Source organism: Bradyrhizobium sp. 186, from assembly GCF_023101685.1.
Taxonomy (GTDB): Bacteria; Pseudomonadota; Alphaproteobacteria; order Rhizobiales; family Xanthobacteraceae; genus Bradyrhizobium.
The window spans coordinates 649997-665270 of sequence record NZ_CP082164.1; the positions used below are offsets into that span (position 1 = coordinate 649997).

Consider the following 15274-nt stretch of genomic DNA (forward strand, 5'->3'; position numbering starts at 1 on the left):
CAGCGGGCCAGAGATCATGAAGACTACCGTCGATACTTATTTCTGGCTGCTGCGCGCTGTGATCGCGGTGCTGCTCGCCGCGATGGTGGTGCTGGTGTTCGGCAACGTGGTGCTGCGCTACGGCTTCAACTCCGGCATCGCGATCTCGGAGGAGCTGTCGCGCTGGCTGTTCGTCTGGATGGTGTTCCTGGGCGCGATCATCGGCATGAAGGAGCACGCCCATCTTGGTGTCGACAGTCTCGTCAAGGTGCTGCCGCCGTTCGGACGGAAAGCCTGTTACGGACTGAGCCACGCCCTGATGCTCTACGCCTCCGTGCTGCTCACGGAGGGATCGTGGAAGCAGACGATCCTGAACTGGGACACTGTGGCGCCGGCCTCGGGGCTTTCCGTCGGCCTGTTCTATGCGGCGGGAATCGTGTTCGGCGCATCCTCCTGCGTCATCATCCTCCATGAGCTCTACCGGCTCGCGACCGGGCAGATTGCGGATGGCGACCTGATCGCGATCAGCGAATCCGAGGAGCTGCCGCACGCTTCCGAAGCCGCCGGCGGAAAGCAGCAGGCATGACCGTCGCCGTCTTCACTTTCTCGCTGCTGGGCGCGATGGCGATCGGCATGCCGATCGCGTTTGCGCTGATCATCTGCGGCATAGCGCTGATGACCTATCTGGCCATGTTCGACTCCCAGATCGTCGCGCAGAACGTCATCAACGGCGTCGATTCCTTTCCGCTGATGGCGGTGCCGTTCTTCATCCTCGCCGGCGAGGTCATGAACACCGGCGGGCTGGCGCGCCGCATTCTGAACTTCGCCATTGCGCTGGTTGGCCATTTCCGCGGCGGGCTCGGCTATGTCGCGATCCTCACCTCCTGCATCCTGGCCTCGCTCTCGGGTTCGGCGGTCGCGGACGCCGCCGCCCTCAGCGCGCTGCTGGTGCCGATGATGGCCGCTGCCGGTCACAATCGCGCCAGCGCGGCCGGCCTCGTCGCCGCCGGCGGGATCATCGCTCCGGTGATCCCGCCGTCGATCGGCTTCGTCATCTTCGGCGTCGCCGCCAACGTCTCGATCTCGAAGCTGTTTCTCGCCGGCATCGTGCCGGGCCTCTTGCTCGGCGTCGGCCTGTGCTGCGCCTGGTGGTGGGTGGTGCGCAAGGAAAATCCGGCGCGCCTGCCGCGCAAGAGTTTTGCCGAGATCTGGCGCATGCTGATCGACGGCTTTTGGGCGTTGATGCTGCCGATGATCATCATCTTCGGCCTGCGCTTCGGCATCTTCACGCCGACGGAGGCCGCCGTCGTCGTCGCGGTCTATTCGCTGGTGGTGGCGATGGGCGTCTATCGCGAGCTCAAACCGTCGCAATTGCCGGCGCTGCTGGTCTCAACCGCGCAGACCACGGCGGTTGTGATGTTCCTGGTCGCCGCGGCGCTGGTTTCGTCGTGGCTGATCACGGTCGCCGAGATCTCCGACCAGATCGTGGCGTTGGTCAAGCCATTCGCGGGCAACCAGACCCTTCTCACCATCGTCTTGATGATCATCGTCGTGATCGTCGGCACCGCGCTCGACATGACGCCGACGATTCTGATCCTGACGCCGATCCTGATGCCGATCGTGAAGCAGGCCGGCATCGATCCCGTCTATTTCGGCGTGCTCTTCATCATCAACAACGCCATCGGCCTGATCACGCCGCCGGTCGGCGTCGTGCTCAACGTGGTCGCCGGCGTCTCACGCGTCAGCATGGACGATTTGATCCGCGGCGTCTGGCCGTTCATGATCGCGCAGCTGGTCGTGCTAGCCTTGTTGACGCTGTTTCCTGTTCTCGTCACCGGCCCGGCAAAGTGGTTCGGCGGATAGAGCATGATCCGGAAAAGTGTGCAGCGGTTTTCCTCGCGACAAACGTGGAACGCGTTTGCGCGGAGATCATGCTCAAACAAGGTTTTCGAAAGGACCTCCCATGAAGCGCGTGATGATCCTCAACGGTCCCAACCTCAATCTGCTCGGCGTGCGCGAGCCGCACATCTACGGCACAACGACGCTTGCGCAGATCAACGAGAGCTGTGAGGCGGTCGCCGCAAAGCTCGGGCTCAAACTTGCCTTCCATCAATCGAACCATGAAGGCGTGCTTGTGGACCTGATCCAGTCGGCGCGGCAGGACGCCGACGCCGTCATCATCAATCCGGCCGGCTTCTCCTTCACCTCGGTCGCGATCATGGACGCGATCAAGGCGTTCGAGGGCCCAGTGCTGGAGGTCCACATCTCAAACATCCACGCCCGCGACGAATATCACCGGCACTCGAAGATCTCGTTCGTGGCCACTGGCGTGATCTGCGGGCTCGGGTCTTACGGCTATATCGCGGCCATGCACGCGATCGCGCAGATGAAGTAAGTTGATCGAGCGGGCGATCGATCCACAAACTCGTCATGCCCGGGCTCGTCCCGGCATCCACGGATTCGCTTCCACGTGAAAGAACGTGGATGGCCGGAACAAGCCCGGGCATGACGACAGAACTCAAGTCGTTCTGAAACGCAGCACGCCGTCGGCAGTCTCGGCGGTCAGCCGGCCCTCGACCAGCATGTAGTTGACGTGGGCGATCAGTTCGCCCGAGGCAAAGCCCATCTGGTGAACGTCGAGGGGGTATTTGTTGAACACCACCGGCACCAGCTCTCGCGACGTCTGCGGCACCTCGCGGCAGGCTTCGGCGATCAGCCGGCAACGGTCCTCGTGGTGGTCGGCGAGCTGCTTGATGCGGGTCTTCAGCCCATAGAACGGCACGCCGTGGCCGGGCAGCACCAGGAGATCATACGGCAGCGTGGTGGTGAGGCTTGCAAGCGAGGCCAGATATTCGCCGAGCGAGTTCTGGTCGGGCTCGACCGCCCACACGCTGACGTTCGGCGAGATCTTGCTCAGCACCTGGTCGGCAGAGAGGAACAGCTTGTCGTCAGCGCAATACAGCATCACCTGGTCGAGCGCGTGGCCGCCCCCGGTGATCACCTTGAAACGGCGCGCGCCGATCACGACCTCGTCGCCATGCGAGATGCGGCGGTAGGATGGCGGTAGCACCGAGACGCGCTTGAGATAATCCTGGCCGCGGCCGAGCAGCTTGTCGGTCAGGTCTTCGTCCATGCCGTGGCGGCGGAAGAACAGCCGCTGCGCCTCGCGCCGCTCCTCGGTACCGCGGTTCTGGTGATAGACCGATTGCAGGTATTCGACCTGCGACATCAGAAGCGGGCAGTTGAACCGCTCGACGATCCACCCCGCGAGACCGACATGATCGGGATGCGAATGGGTCACGATCAGGCGGGTGATGTGGACGCCCTTCAGCGGCCCGTCGAACAGTTTTGTCCAGGCCTCGATCGTCTCCTCATTGCCGAAGCCGGCATCGACCATCGCATAGCCGTCGCCATCGGCGAGCAGGTAGATGTTCACGTGGTTGAGGCGGAACGGCAGTTTCAGCCGTGCCCACAGCACGCCCGGCTTCACCTCCACGACCTCTTCGGGGCCGGGATGCTGTTCCCAGGGGTAGCGCAGGGCCTCGGCGGAGGACTGCACGGTGTCGGTCTTTGAATGCATGCTACCGGCTTAAACCCAGAGGCCGCGCCGCGCCAGCCGAAAAAGGACGCGGGGGGCCGCCCGCATGGCGGTCATACCGCCGATGTTTTTCCGTGATGTGGGACGTTCGCGCCTCGATCTCGGTTACCTCTCCCGCTCGCGGGGGAGGTCGGCGCGAAGCGCCGGGTGGGGTCTCTCCTCTTGGGGATTTTCACCAAAAACCTCGAACGTTCCCAATGCGGAGGCACCCTCACCCCAGCCCTCTCCCGCAAGCGAGAGAGGGAGTGCAGTCCCGATGTGGCCGCAGTCCTACGCCGCCCGCATGTTGTTGAGGAACGCGTCGATCTCTCCGCGCAGCATGTCGGCCTCGCGGCGGAGTGTATCCGACGCGCCGAGCACCTCTGTGGCCGCGGCGCCGGCTTCGGCCGATGCCGTGGAGACGCCGACGATGTTGCTGGAGACCTCGCTGGTGCCGCCGGCCGCATGCTGGATGTTGCGGGCGATCTCGCGGGTGGCCGCACCCTGTTCCTCGACCGCGGCTGCGATCGTCGTGGTCACGTCGTTGATCTCGCCGATGATCCGGCCGATGCCCTGGATGGCGCCGACCGCCGAGGTCGTGACCGACTGCATGCTGGTGATCTGGGTGCGAATCTCTTCCGTCGCCTTCGCGGTCTGACTGGCGAGGCTCTTCACCTCGGAGGCGACCACCGCGAAGCCGCGGCCGGCTTCGCCCGCGCGCGCTGCCTCGATGGTGGCGTTTAGCGCGAGCAGATTGGTCTGCGAGGCGATGGTCTGGATCAAATCGACCACGACGCTGATGCGGCTCGCGCTGTCGGCAAGACCCTGCATGGTCGCGTCCGTCGAGCCGGCTTCGTCGACCGCCTTCCTGGCGATCTCGGCCGAGGTGACCACCTGGCGGCTGATCTCCTGGATCGAGGAGGACAATTGCTCGGTGCCGGCCGACACGGTCTGCACGTTGACCGAGGTCTCCTCGGCGGCGGAGGCGACCGCGTTCACCAGCGCGTTGGACTGGTCGGCGGTGTCCGACATGCTCTGCGCGGTCGACTGCATCGAATTGGCCGACTGCGCGAGATTGTCGAGCGCGTTGCGTACAGTCCCTTCGAACTCCGCGATCTTCGCCTCCACGTGCGCGGCGCGTTCAGCTTTCGCGGCGCGATCCTTGTCTTGCTCGCTCGACATCGCGCGGGCCTCGATCATGCTTTCGCGGAACACTTGTAGCGTGTTCGCCATCACCGAGATCTCGTCGTTGTGGTTCTTGGAACGGTAGATATCGGTCTCGAGGTCGCCGTTCGCCAGGAGTTGCATCGATTGATGCAGGGCGCCGATCCTGCGCAGGATGCTGCGGCCGACATAGAGCCAGACGAACAGCGCCGAGCCGACCAGGGTCAGCGCGCCCAGCGCCAGCATGCTTGTGGTCGCGAGCGAAATCTCCTGCCGTGCCTGGAAGGTCGACGCGTTGGTCTCCTTCTGCACGCCGTCGACGAGCTGCTGCACGCTGATGCCGAGGCCGACATTGAGCTTGCGGGTCTCGTCCAGGATGGTCTGGCCATAGTCGATGGAGTCGAGCTCCTTCTGGCGGATCTTGAACACGCCGGTCTTGCCCTCGCCGAAGGCGAACAGCTTTTTCACGGCGTCGCGCACCGCCTGTATCGACGGCATGTTCGGCAGGTCCTCGAGGTTCGACTTGACGCGGTCGCGGGTCGTCTTGAATTCCTTCTCGATCGCCTCCAGCGTGTCGCTGTTGTTGGCCGAGAGCGCCGCCATCATGTCGGCGGCCATCAGATTGCCGTTGGCGGAGACCGTCGAAACCTGGGCGACGGTGCGGGCGGCCTCGGTGGCATCGTCCGCGGAGAGGTCCGCCGCGCCGAGGATCGCGTTCAGGCGTGTCTGCGCGTCCAGCATCGCCGGGCCCGCCGCGCCGACGAAGGCGAGCTGCGCCTTGCGCAGCGCTTCATACTGCTTGTCGTGCAGCGCGCCGGTGTCCAGCCGTTCGCGCGCGGCCGAAACCAGGCTCTGCGTTGCCTCGTCGATGCTCTTGGCGGTGTCGCGCAGCGCGGTCGCGGTCTGCTTGTCGGCGCCGAGCTCGATGATCTCGCCAAGCTTGGCCATGGCGAGCTGCTGGATCTCCTGCACCTTCTTGGTGCGCTCGTTCAGCGCCTCGTCGGAAGGTGAGGCCAAGAGGCCCGGGCCTTGTGCCGCGAGCGTTGCGCTTTGTGAGGCGAGCTGAAGGCTCGAGGAGAGACGCGGAATGTCGCGGCCGCTCAGATCCATCATGGTGCTGCCCAGATGGTTGAACACGAAGCCGGCGCCCGCCGAGATCACGAGGCCCATGCCCGCGATCACCGCGAAGGCCGCGAACAGGCTGCCGCGCACGCCCCATTTCGGCATTTTGAAACGAGGCCGGAAACGGCCAAGGCTCAGACGGATCGCCATCGAAATTCCCCCACACCCGTAATTTTATATTTTCGCCGCGGAGTATCCTTGGAGCGGGTTAAAAAATCGCAAGTTGCACAATCGGTTGCGCCAGTTCCGCAGAGCGAAAAAAGAAAGGGCCGGCAACGTGGCCGGCCCTTGATAGCGAAGAGATTTTGGCGCGCGATCAGTAGCGCGCGACCATCGGGGCGGCCCAGTTGAAGCGGTAGTTGACGCCCGCCTTGAAGGTGTGATCGTCGGTCGTGAAGTTGCCGGCGGGCACCAGCGCGGCCGGCGCGGTGAAGTGCGCGTCGCCGAAATTGTAGTACTGGTACTCGGCCTTGGCCGACCAGTTCGGCGCGAACATGTACTCGACGCCGGCGCCGACGGTGTAGCCGTTGCGATGATCGCCGACGATGGTGGAGGCGACCTGCGCGCCGCCGAGCGTCACCTTCTCGTTGTTGTCGGAATAGGCGTAGCCGCCCTTCACATAGAGCAGACCCGGACCCCAGGTGTAGCCGACGCGGCCGGTGATCGAGCCGAGACCGCGCTGGTCGTTGGTGTAGGCATAGCCGCCGGGGAACGCCGCGCCGACATTGCCGGAGAGCCAGGAATACTGGCCTTCGAGGCCGACCACGAAGTTCGGGTTGAACTGCCAGTCCGCACCGGCCTGCACGCCGCCGAGGAAGCGGCCGTTGCCGTTGTTACCGGTCGAGAGACCGTTGAAATTGTTGTCGCTGGAGAACGCGCCGCCGACATGGGCGCCGAGATAGAATCCGGTCCAGTTATAGATCGGCGTGGCATAGGCCGGCGCAGCCTTGTTGTAATAGGGGCGGGCGCCGAGATCGGCACCGACGGCCGGCGCGGCCGCGCCCACCACGAGCAGCGCCACGGTCGCAAACAGAATCTTCTTCATCGTCGTGAACTCCAACACTTGATCCCCGGCAGGCGCGCTTTCCGCGCCGTCGTTGGTTTTGCAGATAGCTCGCTTTTGACGAAAATGCTGTCACATGCATGGCACAGCGGCACCCAACGTAACTTATTGGGCTGTAAACGATTTTCGTGCTTAATGCCGGCTTAAGAAGTGCTGAACGAAGGGTTAAGATTGCGGCCTTCCGGCAATCTGCGTGCGTCTCTCGTTAACCAAGCCGCCGCCGGGCCTCGTCGCGCATCTGTTCGCGGAACGCCGCGCGCCGCGCCGGCCGGTCCTCCTCGCGCACGTCATGGCGATCGAAGACGTCGAAATTGTCCAGGATCGGATAGCGCTCGCTCGCCATCGCGAGCACGTGCAGCACCTTGGTCGCTGATGGCGTCGGGCCGCTCACTTCCCAGCGCCGGATTGTGTCGGCGCCACCCTTGTCCGGCAATCCGCACAGCTTCGCCATGTCCGCTGCAGTCAGCTTCCGCTCGAGGGCGTCGGAGAGATCAGTGCGGAGTTGCTTTAATTCGGGGCCGGTCATGTCACCTCATTACGCGAAGCCGTCGAGGTGAATGCACTAGCGCTGATTCGGGTCCATCCGAAGGCGACGAGCGGGCGCAGCGATCGATACGGCGTGCTAATCTCGCACCCGCCGGGCTCAAGTGAAGGAAGGACAATCGCATGCCCGTGTTCAAGCTGCCCCTGTCGGGGGACGTGGTGCAGTCGATCAACCCGATCACGTCGTTCTTCAGTCCGGCCGGCGGCCAGTTCGGCCTCGTCAACATCACGGTCGGCCAATCCTCGGCGCCGGACGTCGAGAAGGACCTGCTGTCGGATGTCGGCAGTTACGGCAAGCAGATCGGCCAGATCGCGGATGCGCTGCTCGTGGTGATCGAACATCTGGAAGCGCTCGGTGACAGCGCACTCGGCGATGACAAGGCGGTCACGGCCTTCAAGGAGCTGATGCACTCGGTCGCGACCGTGAAGGAGCGCCACAACCGCAAAGCCTGCCGCCCGCGGCGGCGCTGATGATGCCGTGCACCCGCGCTCCGGTACCTTCACGCAGGCACGGAGTTATGAACGGAGCCCTATGGAAATTTCCCGATGGATGAACACTTGGCACAACGGGCCCACAGCGACGAAGGGATCAGCCATGACAAGCATCAAACTCGCGATTGCCGCACTTATCACTGTCGGGCTGGCAGCAGCCCCCTCCGTTGTCGAAGCGAAGAAGCACAGGTCCGCCAGACATTACAGCACGGGTATTGTGGCCCCCGCTTATGGGAGCGCCGGAGTGCCGGTAGGAACGCAACCCCGGTCCTACGGCAGTTCCGGACAGTCCATCGGGACGGTCACGGCGCCATCGATCGGAACGTACAATTGGCCGTCGGTCGGCGTGACCAACGCGGTCCCGACCTGGAGCAACACCAACCCGCCGGTCAGATAGAGGGCGGCAGAGCAGCCCTCTAACCCTACGCTCCCCGGCCGTCCTGTTTGCCGATCACGCAGCGCCATCCCGCCAGGCGTTCGGCCGGGTGCTGGTTCATCCATTCGGCAAGCTGTGGCGCGCCCATCAGGCAGGACTGCACCGAGACGTCAGCGAGGTCCGAGCTGGTGACGGTCTGCTCGTGGCAATTTGTCGGAGAGGAGAGACTGCAGAGCACGGCGATGATCTTGATCACGACAGTTTACTTCTGTCGTTGCCATGGGTATTCGCGCCTCTGCCCGCTGCGTTGTCCTGGTGCGCGGTGACCGCGTCAGCCGGCGGGAAAATGCTGTCATATATCGCGCGTGCCTCTCGAATGAGGCGCACTCGCTCGCGTTCGGACCTTGAGACAAATTGAACAACTTCGCCCATGTCGGCTCCACACATCAATTAGCCTAACCGCCATGAGATGACGGCTATCATTCGATGCTGATCTAGGATGCCACCTGCGGGGTTAAAGCCGTGCGGGAGGTCACGAAGAATAAAAAGCTCGTGACCGCGTCGCCGCACCGGAGGAATTAGGCCCAATATCGGCTCCGCATGGGGATCGGACACCGGGTGATGCAAGTCAGACGCGACTGATCGCCGTCCCTGCGACCGATCGCCTCACGCCGCCGGTGCGCGCTCTTTTTGCCCCGGCACGGCCGCCAGCAACTCGCGCGTATAGGCGTGCTCGGGCGCGGCGAAGAGCTGTGTGGTCGGCTTCAGCTCGACGATGGCGCCGCGCTGCATCACCGCGATGCGGTCGCAGATCTGCGCCGCGACGCGCAGATCGTGGGTGATGAACAGCATCGAGAGCCCAAGGCGCGCCTTGAGGTCTTCGAGCAGCTTCAGCACCTGGGCCTGCACGGAGACGTCGAGTGCGGAGACGGCCTCGTCGGCGACGATGATCTCGGGTTCGAGCGCGAGTGCGCGTGCGATGCCGACGCGCTGGCGCTGGCCGCCGGAGAATTCGTGCGGGTAGCGGTCGAGCGCGCCGGGATCCAACCCCACCATCTTGAGGAGATCGCGGGCGCGGTCGAACGCGACCTTCGGCTCGATGCCAGCCGCGATCGGGCCGTCGGCGATGATGTGGCCGATCTTGCGGCGCGGATTGAGCGAGGCAAACGGATCCTGAAAGATCATCTGGATGCGATGGCGCTCGGCGCGTAGCGCCTTGCCCGAGAGCGAGGTGAGATCGGTCTCGCCGATCCGCACGGTGCCGCGGTCGGCCTGGATCAGCCGCATTACCAACCGCGCCACCGACGACTTGCCGGAGCCGGATTCGCCGACGAGGCCGAGCGTCTCGCCCTTCAGGATCGTGAAATTGATTTCTCGCGCGGCATCGACGCGACGGTCTTCGCGAAACCAGCCGCCCGACGTGACGTAAGTCTTGTCCAGCCCGATCACCTCGACGGCCTTGGCCTGATCGTCCAGCGGCGCGCGCGCCGGCGGGTCCATGGTCGGCACGGCGGCGAGCAGCGCCTTGGTGTAGTCGTGCTGCGGTTCGTTAAAGACGGCGCTAGCGGGGCCTTCCTCCACCACCTTGCCGTGCCGGAGCACCACGACCTGGTCGGCGATATCTGCGACCACGCCGAAATCATGGGTGATGAACATCACCGCCATGTTGCGGTTGCGCTGAAGGTTGCGGATCAGCTTCAGGATCTGAGCCTGCGTGGTGACGTCGAGCGCGGTCGTCGGCTCGTCCGCGACCAGCACCGCGGGCTCCAGCGCGAGCGCCATGGCGATCATGGCGCGCTGGCGCTGGCCACCGGAGAGCTGGTGCGGATAGGCCCGCACGATGCGTTCGGGATCGGGCAGGCCGACCTCGCGCGCCAGCGATAGTGCCTTTGCGCGCCGCTCCCTCGGCGTGAGCAGGCCGTGCGCCTCGAACATCTCCGCCATCTGGTCGCCGATCCGCATCAGCGGATTGAGCGCGGTCATCGGCTCCTGAAAGATCATCGCGAACCTGCGGCCGCGCAGGTCGCGCCAACCGTCATCATCGAGCTTGAGCAGGTCGCGGCCTTCGAACTGGATCTCGCCGGAGGTGACGTCGACCGTGTCCGGCAGCAGGCCCATCAGCGCATGCGCGCACATGGATTTGCCGGAGCCGGATTCGCCGACGACGCAGACGATCTTGCCGGCCTTGAGGTCCAGCGAGATGCCGTCGACCGCGAAGGGACGCTCGGCGCCCTCGGGCAGCGCGATTCTGAGGTTCTTGATCGAGACGACGGGCGGCGCGGTCATCGTCAGCGTCCCTCGCGCGACAGCCGGGGATTGAGCGCGTCGTTGAGGCCTTCGCCGATCAGGTTCAAGCCGAGCACCGAGATCAGGATCGCGAAGCCGGGAAACACGGTGATCCACCAGGCCTGTCGGATCACGGTGCGGCCAGCGCCGACCATGTAGCCCCAGGAGATCAGATTGGGATCACCGAGGCCGAGGAACGACAGCGAGGATTCCAGCAGGATCGCGGTTGCGACCATCAGCGAGGCCAGCACGATCACCGGCGAAAGTGCGTTCGGCAAAATCTCGCGCAGGATGATCCAGGTGTTGCTCTGGCCGGTGACGACGGCGGCCTGGACATATTCCCGCGTGCGCAGCGACAGCACCTCGCCGCGGACGAGGCGCGCGACCGGCGGCCAGCTCACCACTGCGATCGAGGCCACGATCGAATAGATCGAGGGTTGCAGGATCGCGACCAGCACGATCGCGAGCGCGAAGCTCGGAATGGTCTGGAAGAATTCTGTGAAGCGCATCAGGGCGTCGTCGACCTTGCCGCCGAAATAACCGGCCATGGCGCCGATCGGCATGCCGACGATCAGCGCGACCAGCGTCGAGACGAGGCCGACCAGCAGCGACACGCGCGCGCCAAAAATCATGCCGGCGAACACGTCGCGGCCGAGCGCGTCGGTGCCGAGCGGCACGGTCGAGAGCGTGAAGGGCGGCAGGAACGGCCGCTGCACCATGCGCCAGGGCGAGTTCGGGAACAGCAGCGGCCCGAATACCGCGACCGCGATCGCGAGCAGCAGGATGATGAGCCCGATGACGCCGCTCGGGCTGCGCAGCATCGATTTCCAGAACTGTTTCATGTGGCGTATTCGATGCGCGGATCGACCAGGCGATAGACTAGGTCGGTGATCAGGTTGAAGATCAGCACCATGGCGGAGCAGATCACGAAGACGCCGAGCAGCAGATTGTAGTCCCGCTGCAACAGCGCGTCGTACATCAGGCGCCCGATGCCGGGCCAGGCGAACACGGTCTCGGTGATGACGGCGCCGCCGATCAGCGTGCCGGAATGCACGCCTGCGAGCGTCACGACGGGAAGCAGCGCGTTGCGCAACACGTGGCGGCGCTGAATCACGGCGTCGGAGAGGCCCTTGGCGCGTGCGGTCTTGACGAAGTCGAGCCGCTTCACTTCCAGCATCGAGGCCCGCGTCATGCGGGTATAGGTCGCCATGAAGAACAGGCCGAGCGTCATCGCCGGCATGATCAAATGCGCGCCGACGTCGATCACATGGGCGAAGCCGGTGTAGTTGGCGCCGACCGTGTCGTAGCCGAAGCTCGGCAGCCAATCCATGGTGACCGAGAACAGCAGAATGCCCATCAGCGCTACCCAGAAGATCGGCATCGCGTAGAAGATCAGCGCGAAGACGGTGATGGCGGTGTCAAGGAAGGTTCCGGCAAAGCGCGCGGCGAAGGTGCCAAAGAGGACGCCGAGCATGAGCGAGATCGTGAACGCCGTCAGCGTCAGCAGCAGCGTCGCCGGCAGCCGCTCCAGGATCAGCTTCGACACCGGCGCCTGCTGGCGGAAGGAGAAGCCGAGATCGAGGGTGACGACGCCCTTGACGTAGATGAAGAGCTGCTCGGGCAGCGGCTTGTCGAGGCCGAATTTTTCCCTGAGCTGCTGGACGAAGATCTGGTCGCTGGCGCCGGCCTCGCCCGCCATCACGACCGCGGGGTCGCCGGGCGCAAGCCGGATCAGGAAGAAATTGAGGACGACGATCGCGAGCAGGACGATCACACCCTTCACGATACGCTGAGCGACGAAGGAGAGCATATTTAGAACGTCGCTTGTTTGACTTGAGTGTCACCGCGGGGACGGTGCGCTCCCTCTCCCGCTTGCGGGGGAGGGTTGGGGTGGGGGTGCTTCCGCGGAGAGGGGCCTCGCGTGGAGAGAGCCCCCACCCGCCGCGCTTGGGACGATGCTTCGCATCGCCCGGCGCGCGTCGACCTCCCCCGCAAGCGGGAGAGGTGCAGCGAGTTTGTCGGTCGATTAGGTATCATTTGGCGAAAGCCATAGCAGAAAGATCAGACGCGAGCGCTACTACTTGTCGAGCCATGCGTCCTTGAAGCCGTCATTGACCCCGATCCCGCTGGTGATCAGGTTCTTGACCTTGCAGCGCGTGATGGTGGGGAATTGCAGCTCCAGCATCCAGGCCACCGGCACGTCCTCGACCAGGATCTTCTGCGCCTTCTCGTAGATCTCCTTGCGCTTGGAGTCGGGCGTGGCGACCGCGCCATCGGCAAACAGCTTGTCGATCTCGGGATTGGAGTAGCCCTCGACGTTGTTGAAGACCTGGCCCTTGGCGATTGCGCTGGAGACGTAGTTGCGGCCGACGCCGAGCGCGGGATCGCCATACTGGTAGAGATAGGTGAAGGCGATGTCGTAGTCCCAGTCGCCGATCTTCTGGTTGCCGCCGGCAACGTCGGTGGCGATCGTCTCGATGTTCATGCCGACGTCCTGGAGGTTCTGCTTCACGGCTTCACCCCAGCGCTGCCAGGTTTCGCCATAGGCGAGCGGCAACATGCGGATCTTCTCGCCCTTGTAGCCGGCTTCCTTCAGCAGCGCCTTGGCCTTGGCCGGATCATACGGATATTTCGGCACGTCATCGGTGTAGTACTTGATGGACGAGGCCGACGGGCCGGTCGCGACCTTGCCCAGCCCGTTCCAGATCACGTCCTTGGCGAAGTCGCGGTCGATCGCAAACATGATCGCCTGCCGCACCCGCTTGTCGGCGAGCGGGCCCTGGCGGTTGTTCAGCCACAGCCAGGCCAGCGGCGAGAAGAACTCCCAACCGGCGCCGGTGACGCAGGTGTCCTTCAGCTTGGACAGCCGCGGCACGTCGAAGTTCTCGACCGAGCCGCCGGGCAGCACGTCGATCTTGCCGGTCTCATACGCCACCGAGCGCGCGGCGGCGTCGGGGATGATCTGCCAGTAGATCTCGTCGAGGTAGGGCTTGCCCTTCTCGTGGTAGTTCGGGTTCTTGACCAGGCGGATGAACGAGCCCTTCTGCCACTCCTTGAACATGAAGGGGCCGGTGCCGATCGGCGCGTTGTTGTAGGGATTGGTCTTGAAGTCGGTGCCTTCGTAGAGATGCTTCGGCACCATCGGCATTGAGCCGACCTCGAAGATGCCGAGGAACGGGCCGAACGGCTGCTTCAGCGTGAACACCACCGTGTAGTCGTCGGGCGCCTCGACCTTGTCGACCTGCACGAGGTTATTGCGGGCGCGCGCGTGGGTCTGCTTGAGCATCTCGATCGAGAACAGCACGTCGGCGGCGGTGAAGGGCTTTCCGTCATGCCAGGTCACGCCCTTCCTGAGCTTGAAGGTGTAGGTCTTGGCGTCCTCGCTGACGCTCCAGCTCTCGGCGAGTTCCGGCTGGGGCTCGAGCTTGGGGCTGTAGCGCAGCAGGCCTTCGAAGATGTTGCCCGACACCATCTGGACCGGCCCGTTCTGGACCATCGCAAGCATCAGGCCGGGCGGCTCGGGCTGGATCACGGCATTGATCACGCCCCCCGTTTTCGGCTCTTGCGCCAGCGCCGGGGCGGTGAGGCCGCAAGCCAGGAGGACACCAAGCAACACTCGTTTTGGCATGTCGTATCTTTCTCAAGCGAGACCAGCCGTAAACGCTTCGCACGTCATGGCGCGCAAAGCTACGGCCGGTCCATCCCAGTCCCCATCCGATATCGAGGCTCACATAGTCTCATTCGGCGCCGCAAGATGAAAGTCTCGACAGAGTTCGCACAAAAAATGTACAGCGCGTCCCGTTTTCACTTGATTCATTATCCTGTCACGGAGACAAGTCGGCCATGGACAATGCCACACGCTCCGAACGATCCCGCAACGCTGCGCTCGAGGCGGCGACCAGGATCATTGCGCGCGACGGGCCCGGCCGGCTGACGCTCGATGCCATCGCGCGCGAGAGCGGTCTGAGCAAGGGTGGCGTCATGCATCAGTTCCGCACCAAGGAAGCCGTGCTCAAGGCGCTGCTGTTGCGACAGATGGAGCATTTCGAGGAGTTCTCGACCCGTTATATGGCGAAGGTGAGCGAGACCTCGGCGAATCCCAATCTGGCGACGCAGCTTGCGACCGTGCGCGAAGCGGCGATGTCGCCGAATTCCGCCGCGCTGGCGCTGGTTGCGGCCATGGTCGAGAATCCCGGCCTGATGTCGCTGCCGCGCGAGCGCGAGATGAAGAGGGTAGAGGCCATCAAGGCGGAGGCCGCTGATCCCGAGCTCGCGCTGTTGCGCTGGGCAGCGGCGCGCGGGCTATTGTTGAGCTCGCTGTTAGGCATGTCGCCGCTTGGCAAGGACGAGCACCAGCGGCTGTTCGCGCGTCTGCTCGATGACGATCAATGGCGGCCGCTCGAAAAGCCGGCCAAGGCCCGCATCGCCAAGGCCCGCACCGCCAAAGCCGGCGCGACATCCACCGCCAAGGCCGGCGCGGCCCGCAAGCGCGCCTGATTCATCGTTAACGAACCCCACCGGTCGCTGCTCAAAACCGCGCCTGCGGCCAAATGTGCCAGGCCGTCGTTTCCGTACTTTACAAACCAACCAGTCGGTTTTATAAGTGGAAACACTGAGGCGGCCCAAGGTGTCTGACATGGCCCCGGACGATGCCTTGGGCTGGCAATGGTGA

Annotated in this window: 16 protein-coding genes; 6 read left to right on the top strand and 10 right to left on the bottom strand. The window is 64.2% G+C overall.

The features are described 5' to 3' along the window. The first annotated feature begins 16 nt into the window (after positions 1 to 16). The 3 genes from IVB18_RS02960 to aroQ all read left to right on the top strand — a co-directional run bounded on the left by IVB18_RS02960 (position 17) and on the right by aroQ (position 2374). The gene (locus IVB18_RS02960) at positions 17 to 565 is read left to right on the top strand and encodes a TRAP transporter small permease (protein ID WP_247987849.1); all 549 of its coding nucleotides are present in this window, start codon (positions 17 to 19) and stop codon (positions 563 to 565) included. After that, on the top strand, positions 562 to 1842 hold the full coding sequence (locus IVB18_RS02965; protein WP_247987850.1) for a TRAP transporter large permease subunit: 1281 nt from the start codon (positions 562 to 564) through the stop codon (positions 1840 to 1842). Before IVB18_RS02960 ends, IVB18_RS02965 begins: the two co-directional genes overlap by 4 nt. 100 nt (positions 1843 to 1942) lie before the next feature. Further along, the gene (aroQ, locus tag IVB18_RS02970; protein ID WP_247987851.1) at positions 1943 to 2374 is read left to right on the top strand and encodes a type II 3-dehydroquinate dehydratase; all 432 of its coding nucleotides are present in this window, start codon (positions 1943 to 1945) and stop codon (positions 2372 to 2374) included. Positions 2375 to 2497: 123 nt separating this feature from the next. Here the strand turns inward: aroQ and IVB18_RS02975 are convergent, their stop codons facing one another. From IVB18_RS02975 to IVB18_RS02990, 4 genes are all read right to left on the bottom strand, one after another. Beyond that, a complete protein-coding gene (locus tag IVB18_RS02975; RefSeq protein ID WP_247987852.1) occupies positions 2498 to 3559 on the bottom strand; it encodes an MBL fold metallo-hydrolase in 1062 nt (353 codons plus the stop codon). Positions 3560 to 3847: 288 nt separating this feature from the next. Beyond that, positions 3848 to 5992 carry a HAMP domain-containing methyl-accepting chemotaxis protein gene (locus IVB18_RS02980; RefSeq protein WP_247987853.1) on the bottom strand — a complete coding sequence of 715 codons (2145 nt, stop codon included), beginning with the start codon at positions 5990 to 5992 and terminating at the stop codon, positions 3848 to 3850. Positions 5993 to 6158: 166 nt separating this feature from the next. Beyond that, positions 6159 to 6887 carry an outer membrane beta-barrel protein gene (locus tag IVB18_RS02985; protein ID WP_247987854.1) on the bottom strand — a complete coding sequence of 243 codons (729 nt, stop codon included), beginning with the start codon at positions 6885 to 6887 and terminating at the stop codon, positions 6159 to 6161. Positions 6888 to 7110: 223 nt separating this feature from the next. Continuing rightward, entirely contained in the window at positions 7111 to 7431 is a 321-nt protein-coding gene (locus tag IVB18_RS02990; protein WP_247987855.1) for a hypothetical protein, read from the bottom strand. A 140-nt stretch (positions 7432 to 7571) separates the two neighbouring features. On the opposite strand from IVB18_RS02990, the gene IVB18_RS02995 reads away from it, so the two are divergent. Together IVB18_RS02995 and IVB18_RS03000 are read left to right on the top strand one after the other, a co-directional pair. Then, entirely contained in the window at positions 7572 to 7919 is a 348-nt protein-coding gene (locus IVB18_RS02995; RefSeq protein ID WP_247987856.1) for a hypothetical protein, read from the top strand. A 124-nt stretch (positions 7920 to 8043) separates the two neighbouring features. Further along, positions 8044 to 8337 (top strand): hypothetical protein, encoded by a 294-nt coding sequence (locus IVB18_RS03000; RefSeq protein ID WP_247987857.1) that lies wholly within the window; start codon positions 8044 to 8046, stop codon positions 8335 to 8337. A gap of 25 nt (positions 8338 to 8362) precedes the next feature. On the opposite strand, the gene IVB18_RS03005 is transcribed toward IVB18_RS03000, so the two are convergent. The 6 genes from IVB18_RS03005 to IVB18_RS03030 form a co-directional block, all read right to left on the bottom strand. Then, on the bottom strand, positions 8363 to 8572 hold the full coding sequence (locus IVB18_RS03005; protein ID WP_247987858.1) for a hypothetical protein: 210 nt from the start codon (positions 8570 to 8572) through the stop codon (positions 8363 to 8365). After that, entirely contained in the window at positions 8569 to 8748 is a 180-nt protein-coding gene (locus IVB18_RS03010; protein WP_247987859.1) for a hypothetical protein, read from the bottom strand. The genes IVB18_RS03005 and IVB18_RS03010 overlap by 4 nt, the downstream gene beginning before the upstream one ends. Positions 8749 to 8982: 234 nt before the next feature. Continuing rightward, positions 8983 to 10602, bottom strand: a complete 1620-nt coding sequence (locus tag IVB18_RS03015) for an ABC transporter ATP-binding protein (protein ID WP_247987860.1) — start codon at positions 10600 to 10602, stop codon at positions 8983 to 8985. A gap of 2 nt (positions 10603 to 10604) precedes the next feature. Next, on the bottom strand, positions 10605 to 11444 hold the full coding sequence (locus IVB18_RS03020; RefSeq protein ID WP_247987861.1) for an ABC transporter permease: 840 nt from the start codon (positions 11442 to 11444) through the stop codon (positions 10605 to 10607). Further along, positions 11441 to 12412, bottom strand: a complete 972-nt coding sequence (locus tag IVB18_RS03025; RefSeq protein ID WP_247987862.1) for an ABC transporter permease — start codon at positions 12410 to 12412, stop codon at positions 11441 to 11443. The genes IVB18_RS03020 and IVB18_RS03025 overlap by 4 nt, the downstream gene beginning before the upstream one ends. A 267-nt stretch (positions 12413 to 12679) precedes the next feature. After that, positions 12680 to 14230, bottom strand: a complete 1551-nt coding sequence (locus tag IVB18_RS03030) for an ABC transporter substrate-binding protein (protein ID WP_247987863.1) — start codon at positions 14228 to 14230, stop codon at positions 12680 to 12682. Positions 14231 to 14445: 215 nt separating this feature from the next. Here IVB18_RS03030 and IVB18_RS03035 point away from each other — a divergent pair, with 215 nt between their 5' ends. Beyond that, the gene (locus IVB18_RS03035) at positions 14446 to 15099 is read left to right on the top strand and encodes a TetR/AcrR family transcriptional regulator (RefSeq protein ID WP_247987864.1); all 654 of its coding nucleotides are present in this window, start codon (positions 14446 to 14448) and stop codon (positions 15097 to 15099) included. Positions 15100 to 15274 lie beyond the last annotated feature (175 nt).

Coding starts and splice junctions, on each gene's coding strand:
- IVB18_RS02960 (WP_247987849.1), top strand. CDS start 17: ATGAAGACTACCGTCGATACTTATTTCTGGCTGCTGCGCGCTGTGATC.
- IVB18_RS02965 (WP_247987850.1), top strand. CDS start 562: ATGACCGTCGCCGTCTTCACTTTCTCGCTGCTGGGCGCGATGGCGATC.
- aroQ (WP_247987851.1), top strand. CDS start 1,943: ATGAAGCGCGTGATGATCCTCAACGGTCCCAACCTCAATCTGCTCGGC.
- IVB18_RS02975 (WP_247987852.1), bottom strand. CDS start 3,559: ATGCATTCAAAGACCGACACCGTGCAGTCCTCCGCCGAGGCCCTGCGC.
- IVB18_RS02980 (WP_247987853.1), bottom strand. CDS start 5,992: ATGGCGATCCGTCTGAGCCTTGGCCGTTTCCGGCCTCGTTTCAAAATG.
- IVB18_RS02985 (WP_247987854.1), bottom strand. CDS start 6,887: ATGAAGAAGATTCTGTTTGCGACCGTGGCGCTGCTCGTGGTGGGCGCG.
- IVB18_RS02990 (WP_247987855.1), bottom strand. CDS start 7,431: ATGACCGGCCCCGAATTAAAGCAACTCCGCACTGATCTCTCCGACGCC.
- IVB18_RS02995 (WP_247987856.1), top strand. CDS start 7,572: ATGCCCGTGTTCAAGCTGCCCCTGTCGGGGGACGTGGTGCAGTCGATC.
- IVB18_RS03000 (WP_247987857.1), top strand. CDS start 8,044: ATGACAAGCATCAAACTCGCGATTGCCGCACTTATCACTGTCGGGCTG.
- IVB18_RS03010 (WP_247987859.1), bottom strand. CDS start 8,748: ATGGGCGAAGTTGTTCAATTTGTCTCAAGGTCCGAACGCGAGCGAGTG.
- IVB18_RS03015 (WP_247987860.1), bottom strand. CDS start 10,602: ATGACCGCGCCGCCCGTCGTCTCGATCAAGAACCTCAGAATCGCGCTG.
- IVB18_RS03020 (WP_247987861.1), bottom strand. CDS start 11,444: ATGAAACAGTTCTGGAAATCGATGCTGCGCAGCCCGAGCGGCGTCATC.
- IVB18_RS03025 (WP_247987862.1), bottom strand. CDS start 12,412: ATGCTCTCCTTCGTCGCTCAGCGTATCGTGAAGGGTGTGATCGTCCTG.
- IVB18_RS03030 (WP_247987863.1), bottom strand. CDS start 14,230: ATGCCAAAACGAGTGTTGCTTGGTGTCCTCCTGGCTTGCGGCCTCACC.
- IVB18_RS03035 (WP_247987864.1), top strand. CDS start 14,446: ATGGACAATGCCACACGCTCCGAACGATCCCGCAACGCTGCGCTCGAG.